Consider the following 21,438-nt stretch of genomic DNA (forward strand, 5'->3'; position numbering starts at 1 on the left):
TACCAATGTCGGTTGATTTTGACCTATTGAACACTGTTGAACCCGTGAGCGCCAAACGTTTGGCAGAGAAGCACACGGGTTCACTTCTGATGCGTCTAAAGGCTCTCAGACGCCTGCAGGAGTCTTTTTCTCAGAGCGATTGGAGCGATGAAGAGAGGGAAGCCGTCGACGCACAGGGGCTTATTGCATTTAAGGACAGTGAGAGCTGGCAACGTGCCTGGTCAGAGTTGAAGGCCGAGCTTTCCACTCGTGAGCATGTACCTCCGGGCGGTAAGGAGTTACGGCGTCTCAATCAGCAAGCAAAACAAAAACGTTAGAGCCCTGCCGATTTGTGGCATGGCACCACGCTTTACTCCACAGCGATGACACGGGCGGTTTCCTTTAACTCTGTGTCCGGCTCCAGATGGATCACAAAGACTGATCCGGGAAACTTTTGAACCAACGCCCCCTCGATATCGTCGCAGATGTCATGCGCATCGGTGACCGACATATTGCCATCGACCACAAGGTGGAATTCTACGAAAATCATGTTGGCCGACCTGCGACCCCGCAGGTCATGGTATTCCAGCGCCGGACCCAGATTGGCCTCAACCGTTTCCCGCACAGACTTCAAATCCCCGTCGGACAGCGAGGCATCCATCAGCCCGTCGACCGAACTGCGGATGACTTTCCAGCCCTCCCACAGAATGTTGACGGCCACGAGGATCGCGATGAGCGGGTCCAGGATCAGCCAACCGGTGGCCATCGCAACCAGTAACCCGACGACAACGCCAACTGACGTCATCAGGTCGGTAAAAATGTGCTTTGCGCTTGCCACCAAAGCAGGTGAATTTTCGCGCCCCCCGATCCGCAAAAGCAAAAAGGCCCAAATGCCGTTCAGACAAGTCGCCCCCACATTGATAGCGATGCCGAGCAAAGGCGCGCCTGCCAATTCAGGATTGGGTAAAGCAAAAACGGCTTCACGAATGATCAGCAGCGCCGCCAGAACAATCAGGGTTCCTTCGGCCACGGCCGACAGATACTCGGCCTTCTTGTGCCCGAACGGGTGTTTTTTGTCCGGCGGCATACCCGAAATTCGGACCGCAAAATATGCGAGCAAGGCCGCCGCCACATTCACGACCGATTCCAACGCATCCGACAGCAACGCGACCGAGCCGGTCACCCACCAAGCCAGCAGTTTTAGCAATAAAACTGCAAGCGAAACGGGGATGGCCCATGCAGCGAATGTCTGGGTTGTCTGTCCGGTGTCCTGCCTCATGAAGACTCACCTAGCACATGAAGCAGGATCACGAAGGTTCTTTTTTAACGCCTATGCATCCGCCTGCGCGGCCTCATAAGCAAGCATCGCGCGTTTCACCGGCAGCCCCCAATGATAGCCGCCCAGACCACCGGATTTGCGCAGCGCACGGTGGCAGGGGATCAGCCAGCTAACCGGGTTGCGCCCAACTGCCGTTCCGACTGCGCGCACGGCTTGTGGCGATCCAACACGCTGCGCGATCTCGGAATAGGTCGTTACCTGCCCCGAGGGGATATGCATAAGCGCTTCCCATACCTTGATCTGCAAGGGCGATCCGATCAGCAACAGCGGCGTCGGTTCCAACCGGTCACTGGCCGCACCAAACGCGCTGAGCACCCAGGGGCGCAGGCGCATCGGGTCTTCTACGAATTCCGCCATGGGCCAGCGCGAGATCATGTCCTTCAATGCAGCCTCTTCACCGGTTTCGGCCCCAAAAGCCATGCCACAGATGCCTTTTTCAGTGCCCATGACCAGTGCAGGACCAAACGGGCATTCGAACCAGCCCCAATAGATCGTAAGGCCATCGCCCTTGCGGGCGTATTCGCCGGGGCTCATGGATTCCCATTTCAGGAACAGATCATGCAGGCGGCCGCTGCCGGACAAGCCGACATTGTGCGCCGTCTCAAGCGTTGTGAATCGCTCGCGCAGCAGCGCCTTGGCGTGGCCCAGGGTCAGATATTGCTGATAGCGTTTTGGTGACACCCCGGTCCAGCGCGAGAACAGGCGCTGGAAATGCGCGGGGCTCATGTCCATCTGGCGCGCCAACTCGTCGAGACTGAGGGTTTCGCCGCCCTGATCAATCAGGTTGATCGCACGGCGCATGACGTTGTAATGGTATCCGCTTTCCGGGGTCTGGACGTTCATGGTTCTCACCTCTTTGTCTTGTCCAAACCATAGCGCGCAGGCCACGGCCCCGCGACCCGGAACTTGCGCATTGGCTTTGGACTTGTATCAACGCGCCCCGACCGGCATTAAGGCGCGGATGGCAAAACAACTTGATTATCACACGATCCGCGAGATCTTCACGCGTTTTCAGGACGCCGACCCAGAGCCCAAAGGCGAGCTGGATCACGTGAACGTCTATACTCTGGTCGTGGCCGTGGCGCTGTCTGCGCAGGCCACCGACGCCGGGGTAAACAAGGCCACGCGCGCGCTGTTCAAAATCGCCGACACGCCGCAAAAGATGCTGGATCTGGGCGAAGAGGGCCTGATCGAGCATATCAAGACCATCGGCCTGTTCCGGCAAAAGGCCAAGAACGTCATCAAGCTCAGCCGGATTTTGGTCGAAGAGTATGACGGTGAAGTGCCCAATTCCCGCGCTGCGCTGCAATCGCTGCCGGGTGTGGGTCGCAAGACCGCCAACGTGGTGCTGAACATGTGGTGGCGTTATCCGGCGCAAGCCGTGGACACCCATATCTTCCGCGTCGGCAACCGCTCTGGTATCTGCCCCGGCAAAAACGTCGACGCTGTCGAGCGCGCCATCGAGGACAATATCCCAGTTGATTTTCAGCTGCATGCGCATCACTGGCTGATCCTGCACGGCCGCTATCACTGCAAGGCACGCAAACCGATGTGCCCAACCTGTATCATCCGCGATCTCTGCGAATTTGAGGACAAGAACTTATGAAAACGTACCAACTGACCGGCATCGGGAATGCTGTTGTAGACGTGATTTCCCAAGCTGATGACAGTTTTCTGGAACTGATGGGCATCGAGAAGGGCATCATGCAGCTGATCGAGCAGGAGCGCGGTGAGGTGCTGTATGCCTCGATGGAAGGCCGGGTACAGACACCGGGCGGATCGGTTGCCAATACGATTGCCGGCGCAGGTGCTTTGGGACTGGACTCAGCGTTTATCGGGCGCGTGCATGACGACGCTCTGGGGCGTTTCTACGCGGATGCGATGAACGAAGATGGCGTCGACTTCGTGAACCCACCCGTACCGGGCGGTGAATTGCCGACCTCGCGCTCGATGATCTTTGTTTCGCCCGATGGTGAGCGGTCGATGAATACTTATCTGGGGATTTCCTCGGAACTGTCGTCCGAAGACGTGTCCAGCGATGTCGCGGGCAACAGCCAGATCATGTTCCTCGAGGGTTATCTGTTCGACAAGGAAAAGGGCAAGGCGGCGTTTCTTGAGGCCGCACGCAACTGCCACAAGGGCGGCGGCAAGGCGGGCATCGCCATTTCCGATCCGTTCTGCGTGGAGCGCCACCGGGTCGACTTCCTGCTGCTGATTGAGAACGAGCTGGATTTCGTCATCGGCAACGAGGCCGAGATCAAATCGCTGTTCGAAACTGACGATCTGGAAGAAGCGCTGGCCAAAACCGCCGCGATCTGCCCTCTTGTCGTGTGCACACGTTCGGGCGACGGAGTTACGGTTCTGAACGAAGGCAAGCGCATCGACGTGCCGGTGGAAAAAGTGGTGCCCGTGGATGCGACCGGTGCAGGCGATCAATTCGCGGCCGGATTCCTGTTTGGAATGGCGACAGGCCGCGATTATGAGACCTGTGCGCGGATCGGTAATGTCTGCGCCCGCGAAGTCATCAGCCATATCGGCCCCCGCCCCGAGGCAAACATGCAGGAACTGCTGCGCGCCGAAGGGCTGCTGTAACCGCCAGCTACGATCCAGCCGCCGCGTCGTTCAGCGCCCAGTCGTACTGGTATGCTTTGACACGCGGCGTCTGCTGCAGACGGGCGCGCAGCTCGGGTTCCGCCACCGTTTCGATGTAGGCCAGAATCGCCTTTTCATTCGGACCGAAGTCCTCGCGGAACCAGATGTAGATTTTCGACAGGATTAGCCCGTCGCGGTTGTCGAACCATACTCCGCGCGGGTCGTTTACATAGTCGTGTTCAGCAGCGGCAAAGTCCCGCTCCAATGTCTCCGCCCGCCAGGCACGGTTCATCAGGTTGGGGCAGCCCACAGCGGCACAGTTCAGCGCATAGTGGATACGCGGTTCGTTGAATGTAGGCCGGATGATGCGGTGTTCGATGTCATTCAGGGTCAGGGTTTCCCCGCTAACCTGTGCCAAAGGACGGTTCCACGGCCCAATCGACAGCGGTCCATCCTTGATGTCTCGGATCGAGGCAACGGGGTAGTTGTCGAGCACCACATCAACCGTCAACGCATTATACAGATTGATCCAGTAAGCAAGTTGCTGGTTACGGGTTAGCTGCGCAGGGTCAACGGCCTGTAAGTCGGCCAGATACTCTTTCAGACGCGCCTGATCCGCCTGTGTCACTTGCCCATACGCCAGCCGATTCACGCCTTGCGCATCCGTGCTGACGTAGCGGTTCAGAAAGTTGTCCCAATCCCGGTGATCAACTTTCTCTCCGGGAGGTGTCGCGAAGCGGGTCAGGGTCTGCCCCGGAAGGGCCTCGGGCGCAGGCAGGGCCAACCGTTCCACGCTGGCGCAGGCCGCCAGTATCGGAAATAGCAGAAGTAACAGAAGGTTTCTCATGACACGTCCTTTCGGTTCCGGCGCAACGCACGCATCTGACCTTTGAGCCGTTTGAGAGGTGCCAAAGCGGGATCGCTTAGATCCGGCAGATCGGGGGTTCCTGACAGGCGTGGCGCGGCGGCGTTCCACCAGCTTGGACCAAACGGGCCGTCGATCTGATCGGGTGCCGCCAGATGCAGGTCGCGTTGCGCATTGTGGGCACACATAGAAAGTGGGCCGTTTGCCGTGGCAACCATGAACACGCAGGAGGCGCAGCGATCTTCTTCCAGCGCATCCGCGGCCATGAAGTTATGGATGAACACGGATTGTCGACGGACCGGTCCGCGTAAAAGGCCGCGCCCCAGACGCAGAACACAACCAAGCAGATGCAATCCAGCCCGCGCAGCCACGAGTGGATGGCGTAACGCCATGCGCCGCACCCCATCACGGATATCGATATGGCCGTCTGCCGTCCGATCCGCCTGTTCCAGCGCGGCTATCACCTGATGAGCTAGACGCCGGGCTGACAAAAGTGAAACCGCGCGTCCTCCGGCAGTGACCACACTGGCATAACGGTTGCATTTCGAATGCCCGACGGCTGCGGTGTCGAAATGCAGGGGCGTTTCATACCCGGCCTCGACCGCGCGCATCACGCTGTCTTGTGTGATCGCGTCGGGCCGTTCGCGCAGCACTCCCCGCCCGGTATCGGCCTGCATCTGGAACGAAACAAAGGCAACCTCAGGGCGGTCACGCAGAAACCGCGCCAGCGATGGGAGTTCGTCGAAATTGCCACCAAAGACCGTTGTGTTGAACAGAACCCGCAGGCCCAGCCCGCGTGTGCGGCGGATATAAGCACAACGCACGGTGTTCAGCTCGGCTTCGCTGGCGAACCCTTTGCGTTCCTGAGTCAGATCGACGTGAAAGGCCACATCATCCAATCCGGCTGCTGCGAGCCGCGTCAGAAAGGCCCGGCTGGCGCGAATACCGTTGGTCATCAGGCAGGACCGCATGCCCAAGCGCTTGATCTCGCGGCAGAGCGCTTCAAGATCCTCGACTTTGCGCAGTGTCGGATCTCCGCCTGTCAACTGGACCGAAACACCGGGGCCGTAGTGGCTTTGGATCGTGGCAATCCGCGCGAACAAAACCGAAAGCGGCGGATCATACGTCATCTCGGCCCGGTCCGAGAGGTAACACAGCGTGCAATCCAGATTGCAGCGCTGGGTGACCTCAAGCGCGACGCAAGCGATGGGATAGAACCGGCCTGCGGTCTGGCCGGCGCCATATTCCCCACATCCTTGCAAACCGCCACGTAACGGAGCGCGGCGGTCGGTACCCGTGAACTTGCGTCCGGCGGGCTTTATGGAAGTGAGAGCTGGGGCTGTGTCCTTCATACCCGCCAAGCTAGACAGGTCGATCAGATGCGGCCACGCCCCCTCACGCCAACGTGCGGCTTGGTGAGTGAATCAGCCGCAGCACCCACCGGATTGTTTCAACGGAGCGCTTGCAGGCGCTTCATTCAGGTTCGCGCCCCGACCCAACCACGTCCGCTCGACCAAATAGAAATCGGCGAACCGGGCGACAAAATCCTCGGACACAGTTTTCTGCGGGATGCCTGTCGCCAGCAAAGCCTGCTGCCAAGCTTTCACCTTCGGATAGGCTGCCAACATATCGTGCCCACTGTGATCAGCCACGATTGCAGCGCGATGCAGCAAGGGCAACCACGCCATATCGACATTGCCCAGCGCCTCACCCGCAAAAAAGGGTCCGTCGCCCAACTGCTTTTCAGCTTTCGCAAACGAGGCGTTCAGCTTGGTCGTGCGATCACTGTAGATCGCCTGATCCGCGCTTTGCATCGCGCTGCACTGGACCAGGTAATGTTTGCTTGCCTGATAGCTCCACGCGCGGTTCAGGGCGCGCTGTTCGGGCGTCAGGTCGGGCTGCAGGGGGGCAGCCACTTCGTCGAGGTATTCAGCAATCGCGTCCGACTCGAACAACGCAGTACCGCCTTCGGTCACCAGAACCGGCACCTGACCTGTCGGCGACAGCTCCAGAAACCAATCTGGTTTGTCGCTAAGGCTGATATAGTCGATCTGATAAGGCACCTGCTTCGCTTCCAACAACGCGGTGACGCGCTGAACGAATGGGCAGATTTTGAAACTGATGATACGGATCATTTGTCTTTCCTTTTGCTGGTTTCATCTGTCAGACGAAGCCCGCGCCAAAAAGACGACGATCAGATCAACATTTTTTGCAGGATTTCGGTTTTTCCTGAATGTCCGAGATATTGCCCCGCACATCCATCGAGATATTGCAGCAATCTTCGAACGCTTTTCGCAATTCTGCCCGGCCCTTCTGAACGCGGGATTTCAGAGTTGAATACGCCAGCCCCTGCGCCGCCGCGTAATCCTGCTGGGACATGCCATTGATGTCGATCGCCATTAGCATATCTGCAGTTTCCTGCGGCAAACCCCGAATGAAGGGTTCGACACAGCCCTCCAGATCCTGCCGCGTTTCCGGATCATCGCGGTGATACCAAAGGTCATCAGGGTGCGCCTCGGCACGGCCGGATTTCCGGTAATAGTCGATGATCGTGCGGTCGGCTGTTTGAAACAACCACGGCTGCAGTTTTGCCGGGTCCTTCAAATTCGGCAGACCGGTGAAAACTTTGACCGATATCTCTTGCAGCAGATCATCCACATCTGCCGCGTTGGACACACGCGAATGCAGAAACGCCTTCAGGCGTGCGCGGTACTTGGGCCAGATGTCTTCGATTTGCATGCTGTCTTATGACAGGTGATCGGCAAAGGCGGCAACCACTTGCTGGTAAACCTCACGTTTGAACGGCACGATCTCTTCGATCAGCTTACCGGGGTCCTGCCATTTCCATTGAGTGAATTCCGGATGCTCTGTCTGGATGTCGATCTGGTCGTCCCGGCCCGTATATCGTAGCAAAAACCATTTCTGTTCCTGCCCGCGATAGCGGCCCTTCCAGATTTTGGGCACGATGTCATGCGGCAGATCATAAGGCAGCCAGCCGTCGGTCTCGGCTACGATCTCGACAAGGTCGGATGTAACCCCCGTTTCCTCCCACAATTCACGCAGCGCCGCGTCGCGCGGGTCTTCGCCTTTGTCGACGCCGCCCTGAGGCATTTGCCAGGCCTCTTTGTGGCGGTCATTGCGCTGGCCAACGAAAATCTTGCCATCGGCGTTCATCAGCATAAGTCCCACGCAGGGACGATAGGGCAGTTTGGCGATTTCTTCGGGAGTCATGCGCGGCCTCATGAATGTGCTTTGAGACGTCTGTATCAAGCCCCAAGGCCCCAGCAAAGGGTTTGACGTTAGGTTTCGCGTGACAACGTTGACGCGAACGTCAATCTAGCGTCGAGAAATCGGGAGGGAGAGTTCGCCATGACTGCGTACCCAAACATGCTGGCCCCGCTGGATCTGGGCTTTACCACTTTGAAGAACCGCGTCCTGATGGGGTCGATGCACACAGGGCTAGAAGAAACCGGCGACTGGAACCGCGTGGCCGAATTCTATGCCGACCGCGCCCGCGGTGGTGTCGCCCTGATGGTGACGGGCGGAATTGGCCCGAACCTTGAAGGCTCGGTTTTGCCCGGCGCGTCCATGATGACCAACGACAAAGAAGTGGCGAACCATTCCATCGTGACGCAGCGCGTGCATGAAGCAGGCGGCAAGATCGCGATGCAGATCCTTCACGCAGGCCGTTATGCTTACGGTCCGAAATGCGTGGCCCCCAGCCCGGTGAAATCCCCGATCTCACCCTTCCCGCCGAATGAGCTGGACGAGGAAGGCATAGAGAAACAGATCGCCGACATCGTGAACGCCGCCGTTCTGGCCCAGAAGGCGGGCTATGACGGGGTCGAGATCATGGGGTCTGAGGGGTATTTCCTGAACCAGTTTCTGGTGACCCACACCAACAAGCGCACCGACCGTTGGGGCGGGTCTTACGAGAACCGCATGCGCCTGCCCATCGAGGTGGTGCGCCGCACGCGCGAGACCGTGGGCACCGACTTCATCATCATCTACCGCCTGTCGATGATTGACCTTATCCCCAATGGCTCGACCCATGAAGAGGTCGTTGAACTGGCCCAGCGCATCGAAGAAGCAGGTGCCACGATCATCAACACCGGTATCGGCTGGCACGAGGCGCGAATTCCGACCATTGCCACCAGTGTTCCCCGCGCTGCGTTTGCCTGGGTGACAAAAAAGTTGATGGGCAAGGTGTCGATTCCGGTCATCACCTCGAACCGGATCAACACGCCCGAGGTCGCCGAAGAGGTCCTGTCGACTGGCTGCGCGGATATGGTGTCTCTGGCACGGCCGATGCTGGCTGATGCGGATTTTGTGAACAAGGCGATTGTAGGTGAAGCGGCCAAGATTGCGCCGTGTATTGCATGCAACCAGGCCTGCCTGGACCACACGTTCAACGGCAAACTGACGTCGTGCCTTGTGAACCCGCGCGCCTGCCATGAGACCGAACTGGAAATCGGCGTGGCCGACACGCCCAAAACCGTTGCCATCGTCGGTGCAGGCCCGGCGGGATTGTCTACAGCGATGACCGCTGCCCAGCGTGGTCATGACGTGACCCTGTTCGACCGCGCCTCGGAGATTGGCGGTCAGCTGAACATGGCCAAGCAGGTGCCGGGCAAGGAAGAGTTCTGGGGGCTGGTCGACTGGTATCGCACCATGATAGCCGATCTGGGCGTCAAAGTTGAACTCAACCGCGAGATCAGCGCTGACGACCTGAGCGGCTTTGACGAGGTAGTGATCGCCACCGGTGTCACGCCGCGCGACCCGCGGATTCCCGGGCAAGATCGGGACAACGTCATCAGCTATATTGACGTGCTGCGCGACAAGGCCGAAGTCGGCAAATCCGTAGCGGTGATCGGCGCAGGCGGCATCGGGTTTGACGTGTCAGAGTTCCTGCTGGAAGATGGCCACAGCGTCACAACCGACCTGCCCGCATGGATGAAGGAATGGGGCGTGACCGACCCGGCTGAACACCGCTCGGGCCTCGCGCCAGAAGGTCCACAGCCCGCGGCACCTGCGCGTGACGTCACCTTGCTGCAGCGCAAAAAGCAGGCCCATGGCAAAGGTCTGGGCAAGACCACTGGCTGGATTCACCGCGCCACCCTTAAGATGAAAGACGTCAACTTTGTGGGCGGCGTGAATTACGAACACATAGACGATGACGGCTTGCATATCAGCTTTGGCGATGAACGTGCCGACCCCACCGTAGTCGCGGCGGACACAATCGTTCTATGTTCCGGCCAAGTGTCCGAACGCAGCCTTGCGGATGCGTTGATCGAACGAGGCATCACCCCGCACGTGATCGGCGGTGCGGATGTCGCCGCCGAACTGGACGCCAAGCGCGCGATCAATCAGGGCACGCGTTTGGCTGCTTCATTCTAAAACAGTGTCACATTCACACTTAAGAAAGCCGTCTCGAAAGAGGCGGCTTTTTTTCTGTGCTGCTTGACTCTGTAGTTACCAATATACATATGTACGTCATGAATCAGAAAATAGAACGCACCCAGACGGGAATTCGAATCGAAAAGCGCCTGCTGAAAGTTCTCAAAGGACTGGCAGAGTCGCTGGACATGACCCTTGGCGATCTGATCGAGGGCATCGCCCTGCATAGCTTTGAAAACAAGCCGGCGTTTTCCGAGGAAACGCTGGAGAAAATCAAACAACTCAAAAGTGTCTACGACCTCGACTGGACAGCCGAGGACAGTCACCGTTTCAAGGAGGACGGAGAATGAGCGCCGATATCACCAGCGCGTTTGAGGCACACGCCATCGACAACACGACCTTCGGGCATGCCGAACATGTGCAGGTCGCTTACGACCTGCTTCGCAAATATGATTTCATTGATGCTGCCACGATCTATGCCAAAGGCATTCGCACGCTTGCGGCCAAGGCGGGCGCTCCGGATAAGTTCAACCTGACGATCACTTACGCGTTCATGAGCCTGATCGCTGAGCGTCTTGCCAATACTCAAACCAAGGGCTTTGAGGCTTTCACGCGAGAAAACCCAGATCTGATGGCCAAGACTGTACTCAACCAATGGTATTCGAAAGAACGGCTGAATTCGGCGCTGGCGCGCGGAGTCTTCCTGCTGCCCGTCGCCGCGTAGACAGGTCGGCGGACTGGGCGCACAGCCTATTCGACCGTGATCGTAATCACTTCGGACACAATCGGCGTGGCGTGCGGCACGTGACCGGCATCGCCCAGAACCAGCTGCAGTGTGTGTTCACCCGGAGCAAGCTCCAGCGTCACCTCCGTCTGACCGCCACCGAAATGCAAATGGTTATCGTCCGAGGGCAGACCATAGGCCAGTTCATCCGCACCGTCTTCACCCTCACCCAACGGTGGGCGGTCGACAAGCAGGTGATGGTGACCAGTGTTTTCGGCCTCGGTCCCGGCGGGCGCCACCCCCATACCACTCAGACCAAAAACCACAGTTACCGGTGACTGAACCGTGTCACCGTCCGACAGGTTTGCGAAATAGACCTTCGCATCCGGGTTCGAGGGAGTTTCACCCCCGGCCAATGCAAGGGATGCGGACAGGTACAGAGCTGCGATGGCTAAAATGGCTTTCATGTTCTCCTCCGTGGACACAAATTTGCCATTCTCATGTTAACATATTCCGCCAACTTCGCCTAAAATCCTTGAGTTACAGGCTTTGTGGCCAACTCGGAAACCATCGTTTCTGCGTTTCCCATCTGCAAACGATCCGATTTAAATCCCCGATATTATCCAATGTCTGCCTAGTTTCCGCCCAGATTGGAGGCCACAGTTAGCCAAAGAACAGAATTCCTGGGGTACTAGAATGGATCGACTGACCGAAATGGAAGCCTTTGCCAATGTGGTGGACCAGGGTGGCTTCACCGATGCGGCCAAAAAAATGGGCATCTCCAAATCGGCCGTGTCAAAGCATGTTTCCAGCCTTGAGGCCCGATTGGGCGCAAGGCTGCTGAACCGAACGACCCGGCGTGTATCACCGACCGAGATTGGTCTGGCGTACTATGACCGCGCGCGCCGTGTTTTGAATGACGCAGGTGAGGCCGATGCGCTTGTTACTTCGATGCAGTCCGCCCCCTCGGGTCTGCTTCGGATCAGCGTGGCCACGGATTTCGGTGTAAATCATCTGTCCCCGGTCTTGTCCGAGTTTCTTGCAGCCTATCCGGATATCACCGTGAACATGGTTTTGAACAACCGCTATGTCGAACTGATTTCCGAAGGGTTTGACGTAGCCGTGCGGATTGGTGAGTTGGAAGACAGCACCCTGCGCGCTCGCAAGCTAACGGAAACCGTCAAGCGGATGGTTGCGGCACCCAGCTATGTCGAGAAATTCGGACGCCCGCAGAAAATCGACGATCTGAACGAACACAAGCTGCTGCATTACTCCAGCCAGTCATCTGGCAATGTGTGGAAACTGACCGCGCCGTCGGGTGAAAAACGGCAGGTGCGCACCGCTGGCTGGCTGAGCGTCAATGACGGCCAGTCGCTGTTGAACGCTGCCATTTCCGGGTTGGGGATCGCGTATCTGCCCAGCTACCTGTACGCAGACGCACTGAAATCCGGATTGGTTCTGGACGCGATGCCATCGCTGCCCGATGAGGTGCAGGGCGTCTACGCCGTTTACCCACCCGGGCGCTTTACTCAGCCCAAGGTTCGGGCATTCATAGATTTTCTTGTCGATGCCTTTCACGAGAAAGGCCCGATGGATTGGTGAATTAACCTCGGTGAACTGGAACGGCCCGCGCCAAATAGCGCGGGTCTTTTTTTTGCGGCCGGTTATGCCGGGAACGTTCAGAACCGTTCGACCCATGGCCGCAGGGTTAGCTCATCGCTCCATGTCGAGCGGTCCTGATGGATCAGGTGCATGTATTCCCGTGCGATGGCGTCGGGGTTCAGCATACTGTCGGGGTTGTCCTCGGCCTCAACCCGTTCAGGGCGCGATGCATTGCGGATACCGCCATCGATATTGATCCACGCGACATGAATGCCCTTGGGATGAAGCTCACGCGCCATGGATTGCGCCAGACCACGCTGGGCGAACTTGCCCATGGCAAAGGGGGCCGACATCGGAAACCCTTTGACCCCTGCCGACGCACCAGTGAACAGGATGGTGCCACGGCGGTTATCCCGCATCTCTTGCGCCAGCATCCGACGGGCAGCAGCCTGTCCCAGCAGGAAAGCGCCGTGGGAGGTCACTTCGACCGCCTTTCGCACGGTTTCCGGATCAAGTTCGGTGATCGGCCCCCGCTGGCGCGCAGAAGGGTTGTAGCAAGCGACGCGCAGCTCACCCGGTAGACCGGCTACCAGCGCGGCCACGGCTTCGGCGTTGGTGCCGTCCAACTGATGCAACTCCGCTCCGGTTTCGGCCGCCAATTGGCCCAGATTCGAAAGATTGCGCGCGGCCAGATGCAGGTTGAACCCATCCTTTGCCAATGCCCGCGCAAACGAAGCTGATAAACCCGCCCCTGCCCCGATGATCAACGCCTGAGGGGCGTGCGTCTGGTCCGGCATGAGAAGCTCCTGTGTTCGTAGTCAGATCTCTAGGTGATCTAATGTACAGAAGTCAGTTTACCAACAAAACGGCTTCGACACGGCGGTTCAGGTCGCGTCCCTCTGGCGTCGCATTCGAGGTCAGAGGGGCCAGATACCCGATCCCCCGAGCCTCAATCCGATCCGCTGCGACCCCATGTTTTTCGATCAATCGAACACGCACGGTCTGTGCGCGGCCAGTGCTGACCGAGATATTGGCCTCCAGCGCGCCGGTGTCGTCCGTATGCCCCACAAGCGCCAATCGAGTATCGGGGTTTTTGGCCAGGAACTCTGCAATCAATTCCAGCGAGGAGAATGGCCCCTCGCCCAAGGTGATCTCTCCGGTGCGGAAATGCAGGTCATCCAGAATCACATGGCCGTTCTGTTCGAGACCGGCCAGCAAGCTACCCGACGGATTGACTGTTTCCTCGATCACCAGAGGCGGCGGGGCCGTTACCCCAACCGGAGTCACCCGGATCATCTGCACGTACCCGTCGGGTGGATTGCGGCTGACCAACAGGCTGACCACGGCGTCCCCTTCGGCGGCTGACAAAAACCGGTAATCCTGAATGGCAACATACATATCCGGCGTGGGCACCACTTCGGTACCAAAACGGAAGTCAAAACCACCACAGACACTGGCCTGGCAATCGAGCAGGATTTCATACCCCTGGGCGGCAATCTGGTCGCGCAACGGGGCCAGCAACTGGAGCGTTGTGCTGGACCCGGACTGAAGGCGCCATGTGAACCGCTCTACCTTTCCCTCAACCTCGCGCGCGGGAACGGCCCCGTCGGCAAAGGGACCAATAGGCAGTTCGTAACTGTCCAATGCGCTCGTGCGGTCGCTGACAAGCCGTGCCCCGGAAGGCATGGTCAGGTTCTGCGCAACGGCCTGACCGGCCAGCAACAACAGACAAAGGGCAGCGGTTCGGATCATCGGGCCTGTGCGTGGTATTCGTCGTTCGGAGCCATAGCCGTCGCGCTGGCCACCCGGTTCGACATGTTGAAAAAGCCGGTGACATTGGCGATGTCCCAAATATCCCGGTCGCTGAAACCCACATCCCGCAGGCGCTGGCGGTCGGGCTCTTCGATCTCGGTACTGGCAGTGGTCATTTTGGCGGCAAAGTCCAGCATGGCGCGCTGACGGTCGTCCAGTGGGGCCACGCGGTAGTTCATCACCAGCATCTCACCCAGTTGCGGATTGCCCGACAATTGCCGAACAGCAGCGCCGTGAGCCACGAGACAATAAAAGCACTTGTTGATCGCAGAGACGACCACGGCAATCATTTCGCGTTCCAGCTTGGACAATCCGCTGTCACCCAGCATCAGGTCATTATACGTGGCGGTAAAAGCGTTCAGTTTGTCGATATCGAAGGCATAAGCCTTCAGAACATTGGGCACAAAACCCAATTTCTCGACACAGATATCAAAGTACTTCTGCGTCTCGGGCGGCAGCGGGTCCACCATCGGCAGGACCAGTGCGGTGGGAAGGGTTTGGTCGGTCACAGCGGGCTATCTCCTTGGACAAGCTGACGATAATGGTATTCCCCGGTGATCGCCATCCCGAGCGCGTGGTAGAGACCATTTGCCCCGTCATTGGCTTTGGTACAAATCACGCTGAGTGTTTCAGCGCCATTATCCTGCGCCCAAAAAGCCGCCGCCCGCATAGCCCATTGGCCAAGCCCCTGACGACGATGTTCCGGTAGAATTTCCAGCGCGTGCACCATCGCGACCTTGTCATGAATAGCGACAAACCCTGTTCCGGCTGGCTGATCAGACCGGCGCAGCAAGATCCCCGTTTTCGGCCCTTGGGCACGATCCATGACAGCCAGTCGTTCCGGCCCGATACCACCCTGTGCCCAAATCTCCTTCATGATGGCCAGCGGGCTCCAGATCGTGAAGGCTGTGACCCTGGGGATCGGCGTGTCGGTCAGACGTTGCACCGGGCATTCATAAATGTTGACCGGATCCAGAATGTCATATCCTCGATCCGCTAGCTGTTGATCCAGCATTTCGTCTTTGGGACGAAGGCAGATTATGGGTCGCTGACCCATGGCGCGCATTGCTTCTTCAGCAGCCCTGAGCTGCGCTTCGGTCGCTGGTCCCAGCGCATTGGCCGCAGAAACGCGCGAACCGCCGCCCAACCCTTGCCGCAGCCGGAACGGACCCAGCGTTTCATATCGGGCAGCTGGCCAGGTCCCGTCGACGATGTCGGGCCAGTTCGGGCTCAAAGCTCCAGCTCTTTCGCCAACCGGGTTGTGGCCGCGTCGACCTTTGACCCGTCCGTCCCCCGAACCACCACGTTAGAGCCGAAAACACCATTCACCTGGAACGGGTAACTTCCGACGGCAAGATCGGGAAAATCATCAGCCAAAGTAGACAGGATCGATGCAATATCCCCCTCGCCTCTGTTGACCCGCAGCGTTTGCGACAACAGCGGATCGCCGCCGGTCAGTCGAGGTAGAACACTTGCCACCATGGCCTGAAAGATCGTCGGGATTCCCGCCATCACATGCACATTCTCCAGCGAGAAGCCGGGCGCGGTCGAGACTGGGTTTTCTATCAGCGTCGCGCCGTCCGGGATGCGCGCCATACGCAGGCGCGCGGAGTTCAACTCCAGCCCTGAATTCTCGTAATGCCGTTCCAGCAAAGCACGAGCATCGTCCCTCACGTCGATCGCCGCTCCAAAAGCCCGAGCAATGCAGTCAGCCGTGATGTCGTCATGTGTCGGGCCAATGCCGCCGCTGGTAAAAACATGGTCAAAACTTTCGGACAACGCGCGGACCGCTTCTTCGATGGCCGAGGCGTCGTCGCTGACCATGCGAACTTCTTTCAGGTCGATCCCCTGCTTGGTCAGTTCCTGCGCCAGGTAGTGCATATTTGCATCCCGGGTGCGGCCCGACAGGATTTCATCCCCGATCACAAGCATCGCTGCGGTTGGGTTCGGCATGACCTGTCCTTTCCTGCTATGGCACAGGCCGCAAGATATCGTTCCTGCCGGGCCTCGCAAGGCCCGTTTGTTAATCGCGCAGGGCTTCGGCTGGCAAATCATCCGTGACGCGATGGAACAGGTCCATATCGTTCATCGACCGCGCCAGAATCATCGCCCCTTCAAGCCGGGCAATGGTTTCACCTGCCCGCGCCTGGGGGTTTTTAGCACCGGCGGCCCGGAACACCGTTTCGAGCCACACCAGATTGCGTTCGAAGAACTCACGCGTACGTCTGGCCACTGGGTCGGGCAGTCTGGCGACTTCAGCACCGAACATTCCACACAGGCACATCAAATCCTGTTCTATCAATGCTCGTCTGTAGGCCGCCACGTATTGCTCCAAGGACTCCGTCGGCGTCGCCTCATCCAACCTGCCCAACGCACCCAGAAACCGATCCGTGTACCGGGTCACCAGTGCTTCGCCCAACGCTTCTTTGGTTGGAAAATGGTAATGAATACTGGCAGACTTTATGCCGATTTCCGCCGCGATATCGCGGAAACTAAAGGCGTAATATCCACCCTGCCGCGCCATACGCTCGGCCACGTCCAAAATTCGGTTGGCGGTTTCTGACAGTGGTTTTTCTGATTTTGCCATAAGCGTTCAGGTTCAATTCTCTACCTATCATTAGATAGGGGGTTGAACTGGCGTTTGCCAGCCCAATATTTCTACCTATCAGTAGATAGGGAATCTGATCATGACACAGCTAACAACATTGATAATCGGCGGATCCAGCGGAATGGGTCTGGCAACGGCGCGCCAGATCGTAGCGGGCGGAGGACACGTCACGCTGGTCGGCTCATCCACCGAGAAGTTGGACGCCGCAAAGGCGGAACTAGGGGTAGCCGCGGACACGCACCGCGCTGACCTGCGCGATAAAGCAGACGTCGAGGCGTTGATTGCCCAGATCCAATCGACCGGCGATCACATCCATGGGCTGGTCAATGCGGCTGGGACATTCGCTCCAAAACCGTTTCTGGAACATACCGGCGAGGACTATGACAGCTACATGGACCTGAATCGCGCAACCTTTTTCATCACGCAAGCGGTGGCCGAAAACATGAAGGCCAATGGTGGCGGCAGCATCGTGAATATAGGCTCTATGTGGGCGAAACAGGCGGTACGGGCCACGCCATCCTCGGCGTATTCCATGGCCAAAGCGGGCCTTCATTCGCTAACGCAGCACCTTGCGATGGAGCTGGCGGAACACGGCATCCGCGTGAATGCGGTTTCTCCGGCGGTGGTGGTAACGCCCATCTATGGCACCTTCATCGAACCGGGCCAGATCGAAGAAACCCTGACCGATGCATTTGACGCATTCCACCCGATCGGCCGCGTCGGCCGCCCTGAGGATGTCGCGCAAACGGTCACACATCTTCTGTCTGACGGCACCGCATGGGTCACCGGCGCCATTTGGGACGTGGACGGTGGCGTGATGGCAGGCCTCGTCTGACTCTTCCCTTGCGGACACGCACACGCTAATTCGGGTGGCATGAAATTTGCCACCCCATTGATCCCCGCTCGCCTGATCCGTCGTTACAAACGCTTTCTGGCCGATTGCCGGTTGGAGGACGGGCAAGAGGTGACCGCCCATTGCGCCAATCCGGGTTCAATGATGGGCCTTGCCGAACCGGGCGAGAAGATCTGGCTGGAACCCAATGATGACCCGAAGAAGAAGCTGAAATACGGCTGGCGGCTGGTCGATCATGAGAATGGACATTACACCGGAGTTGACACGTCGGTCCCCAACAAAGCCCTGCGCGCTGCGCTGGAGGCTGGAGAGATTCCCGAACTCGCCGCCTATGAAACCGTCCGCCCCGAGGTCAGATACGGCGAAAACAGCCGGATCGACTTTCTGCTGACCCAACCCGGCCTGCCGGACGCCTATGTCGAGGTCAAAAGTGTCACCCTGTCCCGCGAACCCGGGCTGGCAGAGTTCCCGGACAGCGTCACAGCGCGCGGCACCAAACATCTGGGCGAGCTGGCGACGATGGTGGGACAAGGGCACCGGGCGATCATGCTGTATCTGGTGCAGCGCACCGATTGCGACCGGCTTGCACTGGCTGCGGATATCGACCCGGCTTACGCGGCAGCATTTGAGGAAGCGCAAGCCAAGGGTGTCGAACGGTTGGTCTATGACACCCTTATGTCGCCAGAGGGGGTCGGGGTCGGAACGCGCCTGCAATAAGAGCCAGTCGCCATGCATTTGGGTGCGCCCAGTGCAGACCGCAATCAAAGGCACTAGGTAGCACACCCGCTGATTAGGGTCTCATCGTGCTGCGATTTGGCTCAAGTGAGCTTAAGACTGCCGCCAGACACCTCTGGCCACAAATTCGAATCCAGCGCCTTCACAAACGGCTCGAACTGACCCTCTACAGCCTTCCACCCACCAATTGAGGATGTGTTCACCGGCCGTCGCGCCTGCAGGTTACTGGCCGTTTTTATCGCGCTTTCGGATTTGTCAGGGGACAACATGGCGTCTTCGAAGGTCAGATCGCAGACCTGCGCCAGTTCCTCGGCGGTGGATTGCAAATTATTGACCAGCATTTCATAGCGGACGTCATGAACGCGGGTGGGCAGAACATCACGCCAGTGGCGCATGTAGCGCTGATACCGGTTCGCCTCGGCCGCCATCCATTTCAGGTCATGGGTGAAATACAACCCTCCAGCGCCGAATTGCGCACGCCACATCGAAAGAGCGATGTCTCTGGGGTCGCGCTCGACATTCAGAATGACGGCGTTGGGGAAGGCCTGCGCCATTGCACCGACATAGGCATAGTTGCCCGGTGCCTTGTCGACAAAAGCCATGATACCTTCGTCAAGCTCGGGCAGGCTTTGGAAGTAGAAATCAGACAGCGCCTGCGCTTCGCTCCAATTTGATGGCGTTGTTTTTCTGGCCCAGAGATGCACGGTCGGCAGCTCACCCAGACCCTGCACACCGGAATGCGACGACAAAATGCGCTCGACCAACGTTGTGCCGGACCGGGGCAGACCAATGACAAATATGGGGCGCGGTCCGTCTGAGTGCAGGGCAGCCTCAACCGGCACAGGTGCCGACAATATGGCTCGACACTGCTGGGCGTTGCGATCTTCCCACCCGTCGAATCCTTTGCGCGTCAATTTATGCGCCTGGTTCAAATGCTGCATCTCTTGAGGGATATCTTTGTCAGATTTCGCAAGACTTGCGGCCGCGAAATGAAGCATGGCTGCTGCTTCGCGATTTGCCGGATCAGCCTCAATCAGCTTTGCCGTACGCGCTTTCAGCGCTCCTTTTTCCTGATCGGACAGGTTGGGAAGCGACGCCATGAATTGCAGGGTTTCGGCATTATCCGGATCCAGCTCAATCGCGGCACGACCGTGGGTCAGCGCATGATCCAGTTGCCCCAGCCCGACATGCGCCTTGGCCAGACGCAGCTGCCCATATTGAAACTTTGGATGCTGTTTGGATAGCGCGGTCAAAACGTCAAGCGCACGGTCCCAGTGCTGCATTTCGTCCAAAATATCCGCCTTCAAACAATAGGCTTGCAGATTTTCGGGCTGGTGCTCCAGGACCTGCTCGATGGCGACAAGGGCCTCAGCAGCCCGATGTTCGCGCAGCGCGGCCAACGCCCGGATCAGCTGCTGGCCAGGGGCCAAGGGGCCCTTTGCCTCGATTTTGTCGATAAACCGCAAGGCAGCCTCAGACTCACCACCCTGAACAAGACTCAGCCCATAGTTCTGGATCAGGTCCGGGTTGCCCGGCTCCAGGCGCCAGGCGCGCTCAAAAAAAGTCTGAGCCAGCTTGAACTTTTGCTGCTGCACGGCACACAAGCCCGCCAACCTAGGCAAGGCCGCGGCCTTCGGCCACTTTTTTGCGGCCTTGGTTGCCCGTTTGAATGCCCTCTCGTACTTTCCGGATTGAAGCAGTTCTGCAATGCCGGAAATTTCGGCCTTCAACTGGTCAGCTTTCTGCATTGGCCTGCCTCCCTTTTTTCTTAATCAACCGTATGAAATCTGTCTTGTGCTAGTTCATTCTACCTTGAGGGTCCACCTGCGATACGCAGCCTGCAATCACAGTTATGGCAACCGCGACCCAACACCCTCTGGTACTTTCTGCGCAAGCAGCGTAAAAGGAGTGCTGCGCGAAACATTTGGAGCTTAGCGTCGATGAAAGAACATCGTGGCCGCCTGACCAAGGACGGCATCCGCATCTATGAACAGGGTGACTTTGCCGGCATGCACGCGGCAGGGGCCTTGGCCGCGCGGATACTCGACGATATTGCCAGCCATGTCTTTCCCGGCCAGACCACCGGCGCGATTGACGGGCTCATCACGCAGATGGTCGAGGATGCAGGCGCGACATCGGCGACGATTGGCTACAAGGGCTATCAGCACGCCAGTTGCATCAGTGTGAATCACGTGGTCTGTCACGGCATTCCCGGCGACAAGCGTCTGAAGGACGGCGATATCCTGAATATCGACGTCACGGTCATCGTTGACGGCTGGTTCGGCGATACTTCGCGCATGTACGTGGCGGGCAAACTGCCCCGCAAGGCCGAGCGCCTGATCCAGGTGACCCATGATGCGCTGTTCAAGGGAATCGAAGCGGTCAAGCCGGGCAACACCTTCGGCGATATCGGTCACGCCATTCAGGCCTATGTCGAGGCGCACCGGATGAGCGTCGTGCGCGATTTCTGCGGCCACGGTCTGGGCCGGGTGTTCCACGCGCCACCAAATGTTCTGCATTATGGCCGTCCGGGTACGGGTGCGGTACTGGAAGAGGGTATGTTCTTCACCATCGAACCGATGGTGAATTTGGGCCGTCCCGAAACCAAAACGCTGGCCGATGACTGGACCGCCGTGACGCGCGACAAGTCCCTGTCAGCACAGTTTGAACACTCTGTGGGTGTGACGGCAGATGGGGTCGAGATTTTTACCCTGTCCCCGGGCGGCAAGTTCCACCCGACCTATTCGTCCTGATCGGCGGCCTGCTCGCGCAGGAGTTTCAACAGCAATGTCTCTGACCCCCACGGTGTGATTGCATCGTGGATGAAGACAGGCGCGCGCATCGGCTTAGGTTCCGGCCCAGTGCGGGCTTCGGCGTCCTTCGAAAGTGTCCAGAGGGGTGAGGTTAAAGCGCGATCCATGGACCGAGCTTA

The 21,438-nt window shown here is 58.5% G+C and carries 26 protein-coding genes; 10 read left to right on the forward strand and 16 right to left on the reverse strand.

Going from position 1 to position 21,438, the window contains the following annotated elements; translation table 11 throughout:
• Nucleotides 1–5: 5 nt before the first annotated feature.
• Nucleotides 6–317: a hypothetical protein gene (locus MHN28_RS15385; RefSeq protein ID WP_239343281.1), complete on the forward strand. Its 312-nt coding sequence runs from the start codon at nt 6–8 to the stop codon at nt 315–317.
• 32 nt (nt 318–349) lie between these two features.
• On the opposite strand, the gene MHN28_RS15390 is transcribed toward MHN28_RS15385, so the two are convergent.
• Both MHN28_RS15390 and MHN28_RS15395 read right to left on the reverse strand, forming a co-directional pair.
• A complete protein-coding gene (locus tag MHN28_RS15390; protein ID WP_239343283.1) occupies nt 350–1,258 on the reverse strand; it encodes a cation diffusion facilitator family transporter in 909 nt (302 codons plus the stop codon).
• Between the two features lie 51 nt (nt 1,259–1,309).
• Complete coding sequence (locus tag MHN28_RS15395; RefSeq protein ID WP_239343285.1) at nt 1,310–2,161, reverse strand: bifunctional helix-turn-helix domain-containing protein/methylated-DNA--[protein]-cysteine S-methyltransferase; 852 nt, start codon at nt 2,159–2,161, stop codon at nt 1,310–1,312.
• Between the two features lie 118 nt (nt 2,162–2,279).
• Here MHN28_RS15395 and nth point away from each other — a divergent pair, with 118 nt between their 5' ends.
• Complete coding sequence (gene nth, locus MHN28_RS15400) at nt 2,280–2,924, forward strand: endonuclease III (protein ID WP_239343287.1); 645 nt, start codon at nt 2,280–2,282, stop codon at nt 2,922–2,924.
• Nucleotides 2,921–3,910, forward strand: a complete 990-nt coding sequence (locus tag MHN28_RS15405) for an adenosine kinase (RefSeq protein WP_239343289.1) — start codon at nt 2,921–2,923, stop codon at nt 3,908–3,910. The genes nth and MHN28_RS15405 overlap by 4 nt, the downstream gene beginning before the upstream one ends.
• 7 nt (nt 3,911–3,917) lie before the next feature.
• On the opposite strand, the gene MHN28_RS15410 is transcribed toward MHN28_RS15405, so the two are convergent.
• From MHN28_RS15410 to MHN28_RS15430, 5 genes are all read right to left on the reverse strand, one after another.
• Nucleotides 3,918–4,757 (reverse strand): DUF547 domain-containing protein, encoded by an 840-nt coding sequence (locus tag MHN28_RS15410; protein WP_239343291.1) that lies wholly within the window; start codon nt 4,755–4,757, stop codon nt 3,918–3,920.
• Nucleotides 4,754–6,127: a radical SAM protein gene (locus MHN28_RS15415; RefSeq protein ID WP_239343293.1), complete on the reverse strand. Its 1,374-nt coding sequence runs from the start codon at nt 6,125–6,127 to the stop codon at nt 4,754–4,756. Before MHN28_RS15415 ends, MHN28_RS15410 begins: the two co-directional genes overlap by 4 nt.
• Before the next feature lie 72 nt (nt 6,128–6,199).
• Nucleotides 6,200–6,910, reverse strand: a complete 711-nt coding sequence (locus MHN28_RS15420; RefSeq protein ID WP_239343295.1) for a glutathione S-transferase family protein — start codon at nt 6,908–6,910, stop codon at nt 6,200–6,202.
• Between the two features lie 64 nt (nt 6,911–6,974).
• A complete protein-coding gene (gene sigZ / locus MHN28_RS15425) occupies nt 6,975–7,514 on the reverse strand; it encodes an RNA polymerase sigma factor SigZ (protein WP_239343297.1) in 540 nt (179 codons plus the stop codon).
• Nucleotides 7,515–7,520: 6 nt separating this feature from the next.
• On the reverse strand, nt 7,521–8,006 hold the full coding sequence (locus MHN28_RS15430; protein WP_239343299.1) for an RNA pyrophosphohydrolase: 486 nt from the start codon (nt 8,004–8,006) through the stop codon (nt 7,521–7,523).
• 138 nt (nt 8,007–8,144) lie between these two features.
• Between MHN28_RS15430 and MHN28_RS15435 the strand changes: the two genes are divergently transcribed.
• The 3 genes from MHN28_RS15435 to MHN28_RS15445 all read left to right on the forward strand — a co-directional run bounded on the left by MHN28_RS15435 (nt 8,145) and on the right by MHN28_RS15445 (nt 10,896).
• Complete coding sequence (locus tag MHN28_RS15435; protein ID WP_239343301.1) at nt 8,145–10,172, forward strand: NADPH-dependent 2,4-dienoyl-CoA reductase; 2,028 nt, start codon at nt 8,145–8,147, stop codon at nt 10,170–10,172.
• Between the two features lie 98 nt (nt 10,173–10,270).
• A complete protein-coding gene (locus tag MHN28_RS15440; RefSeq protein WP_239343303.1) occupies nt 10,271–10,522 on the forward strand; it encodes a hypothetical protein in 252 nt (83 codons plus the stop codon).
• Entirely contained in the window at nt 10,519–10,896 is a 378-nt protein-coding gene (locus MHN28_RS15445; RefSeq protein WP_239343305.1) for a hypothetical protein, read from the forward strand. The genes MHN28_RS15440 and MHN28_RS15445 overlap by 4 nt, the downstream gene beginning before the upstream one ends.
• 26 nt (nt 10,897–10,922) lie before the next feature.
• Here MHN28_RS15445 and MHN28_RS15450 read toward each other — a convergent pair whose 3' ends face one another.
• Nucleotides 10,923–11,363: a DUF4399 domain-containing protein gene (locus MHN28_RS15450; protein ID WP_239343306.1), complete on the reverse strand. Its 441-nt coding sequence runs from the start codon at nt 11,361–11,363 to the stop codon at nt 10,923–10,925.
• Nucleotides 11,364–11,592: 229 nt separating this feature from the next.
• Between MHN28_RS15450 and MHN28_RS15455 the strand changes: the two genes are divergently transcribed.
• The gene (locus MHN28_RS15455; RefSeq protein WP_239343307.1) at nt 11,593–12,498 is read left to right on the forward strand and encodes a LysR family transcriptional regulator; all 906 of its coding nucleotides are present in this window, start codon (nt 11,593–11,595) and stop codon (nt 12,496–12,498) included.
• A 77-nt stretch (nt 12,499–12,575) separates the two neighbouring features.
• On the opposite strand, the gene MHN28_RS15460 is transcribed toward MHN28_RS15455, so the two are convergent.
• From MHN28_RS15460 to MHN28_RS15485, 6 genes are all read right to left on the reverse strand, one after another.
• On the reverse strand, nt 12,576–13,295 hold the full coding sequence (locus MHN28_RS15460) for an SDR family NAD(P)-dependent oxidoreductase (protein ID WP_239343309.1): 720 nt from the start codon (nt 13,293–13,295) through the stop codon (nt 12,576–12,578).
• A gap of 52 nt (nt 13,296–13,347) precedes the next feature.
• Nucleotides 13,348–14,250, reverse strand: a complete 903-nt coding sequence (locus tag MHN28_RS15465; RefSeq protein WP_239343311.1) for an OmpA family protein — start codon at nt 14,248–14,250, stop codon at nt 13,348–13,350.
• Complete coding sequence (locus tag MHN28_RS15470) at nt 14,247–14,780, reverse strand: peroxidase-related enzyme (protein ID WP_255733215.1); 534 nt, start codon at nt 14,778–14,780, stop codon at nt 14,247–14,249. The genes MHN28_RS15465 and MHN28_RS15470 overlap by 4 nt, the downstream gene beginning before the upstream one ends.
• A gap of 35 nt (nt 14,781–14,815) precedes the next feature.
• Nucleotides 14,816–15,544 (reverse strand): GNAT family N-acetyltransferase, encoded by a 729-nt coding sequence (locus MHN28_RS15475; protein ID WP_239343315.1) that lies wholly within the window; start codon nt 15,542–15,544, stop codon nt 14,816–14,818.
• Nucleotides 15,541–16,263 carry a molybdopterin-binding protein gene (locus tag MHN28_RS15480; protein WP_239343317.1) on the reverse strand — a complete coding sequence of 241 codons (723 nt, stop codon included), beginning with the start codon at nt 16,261–16,263 and terminating at the stop codon, nt 15,541–15,543. Before MHN28_RS15480 ends, MHN28_RS15475 begins: the two co-directional genes overlap by 4 nt.
• Before the next feature lie 70 nt (nt 16,264–16,333).
• Nucleotides 16,334–16,897 carry a TetR/AcrR family transcriptional regulator gene (locus tag MHN28_RS15485; protein WP_239343319.1) on the reverse strand — a complete coding sequence of 188 codons (564 nt, stop codon included), beginning with the start codon at nt 16,895–16,897 and terminating at the stop codon, nt 16,334–16,336.
• A gap of 100 nt (nt 16,898–16,997) precedes the next feature.
• Here MHN28_RS15485 and MHN28_RS15490 point away from each other — a divergent pair, with 100 nt between their 5' ends.
• A complete protein-coding gene (locus tag MHN28_RS15490; protein WP_239343321.1) occupies nt 16,998–17,753 on the forward strand; it encodes an SDR family NAD(P)-dependent oxidoreductase in 756 nt (251 codons plus the stop codon).
• 39 nt (nt 17,754–17,792) lie between these two features.
• The gene (gene sfsA / locus MHN28_RS15495) at nt 17,793–18,488 is read left to right on the forward strand and encodes a DNA/RNA nuclease SfsA (RefSeq protein WP_239343323.1); all 696 of its coding nucleotides are present in this window, start codon (nt 17,793–17,795) and stop codon (nt 18,486–18,488) included.
• A gap of 101 nt (nt 18,489–18,589) precedes the next feature.
• On the opposite strand, the gene MHN28_RS15500 is transcribed toward sfsA, so the two are convergent.
• Nucleotides 18,590–20,254 carry a sulfotransferase gene (locus MHN28_RS15500; RefSeq protein WP_239343325.1) on the reverse strand — a complete coding sequence of 555 codons (1,665 nt, stop codon included), beginning with the start codon at nt 20,252–20,254 and terminating at the stop codon, nt 18,590–18,592.
• Nucleotides 20,255–20,446: 192 nt separating this feature from the next.
• On the opposite strand from MHN28_RS15500, the gene map reads away from it, so the two are divergent.
• Nucleotides 20,447–21,259, forward strand: a complete 813-nt coding sequence (map, locus tag MHN28_RS15505) for a type I methionyl aminopeptidase (protein WP_239343327.1) — start codon at nt 20,447–20,449, stop codon at nt 21,257–21,259.
• Here map and MHN28_RS15510 read toward each other — a convergent pair.
• A complete protein-coding gene (locus MHN28_RS15510; RefSeq protein ID WP_239343329.1) occupies nt 21,247–21,426 on the reverse strand; it encodes a hypothetical protein in 180 nt (59 codons plus the stop codon). The two genes, map and MHN28_RS15510, sit on opposite strands and share 13 nt — an antisense overlap.
• Nucleotides 21,427–21,438 lie beyond the last annotated feature (12 nt).

The organism is Ruegeria sp. Ofav3-42, assembly GCF_022347725.1.
Taxonomy (GTDB): Bacteria; Pseudomonadota; Alphaproteobacteria; order Rhodobacterales; family Rhodobacteraceae; genus Ruegeria.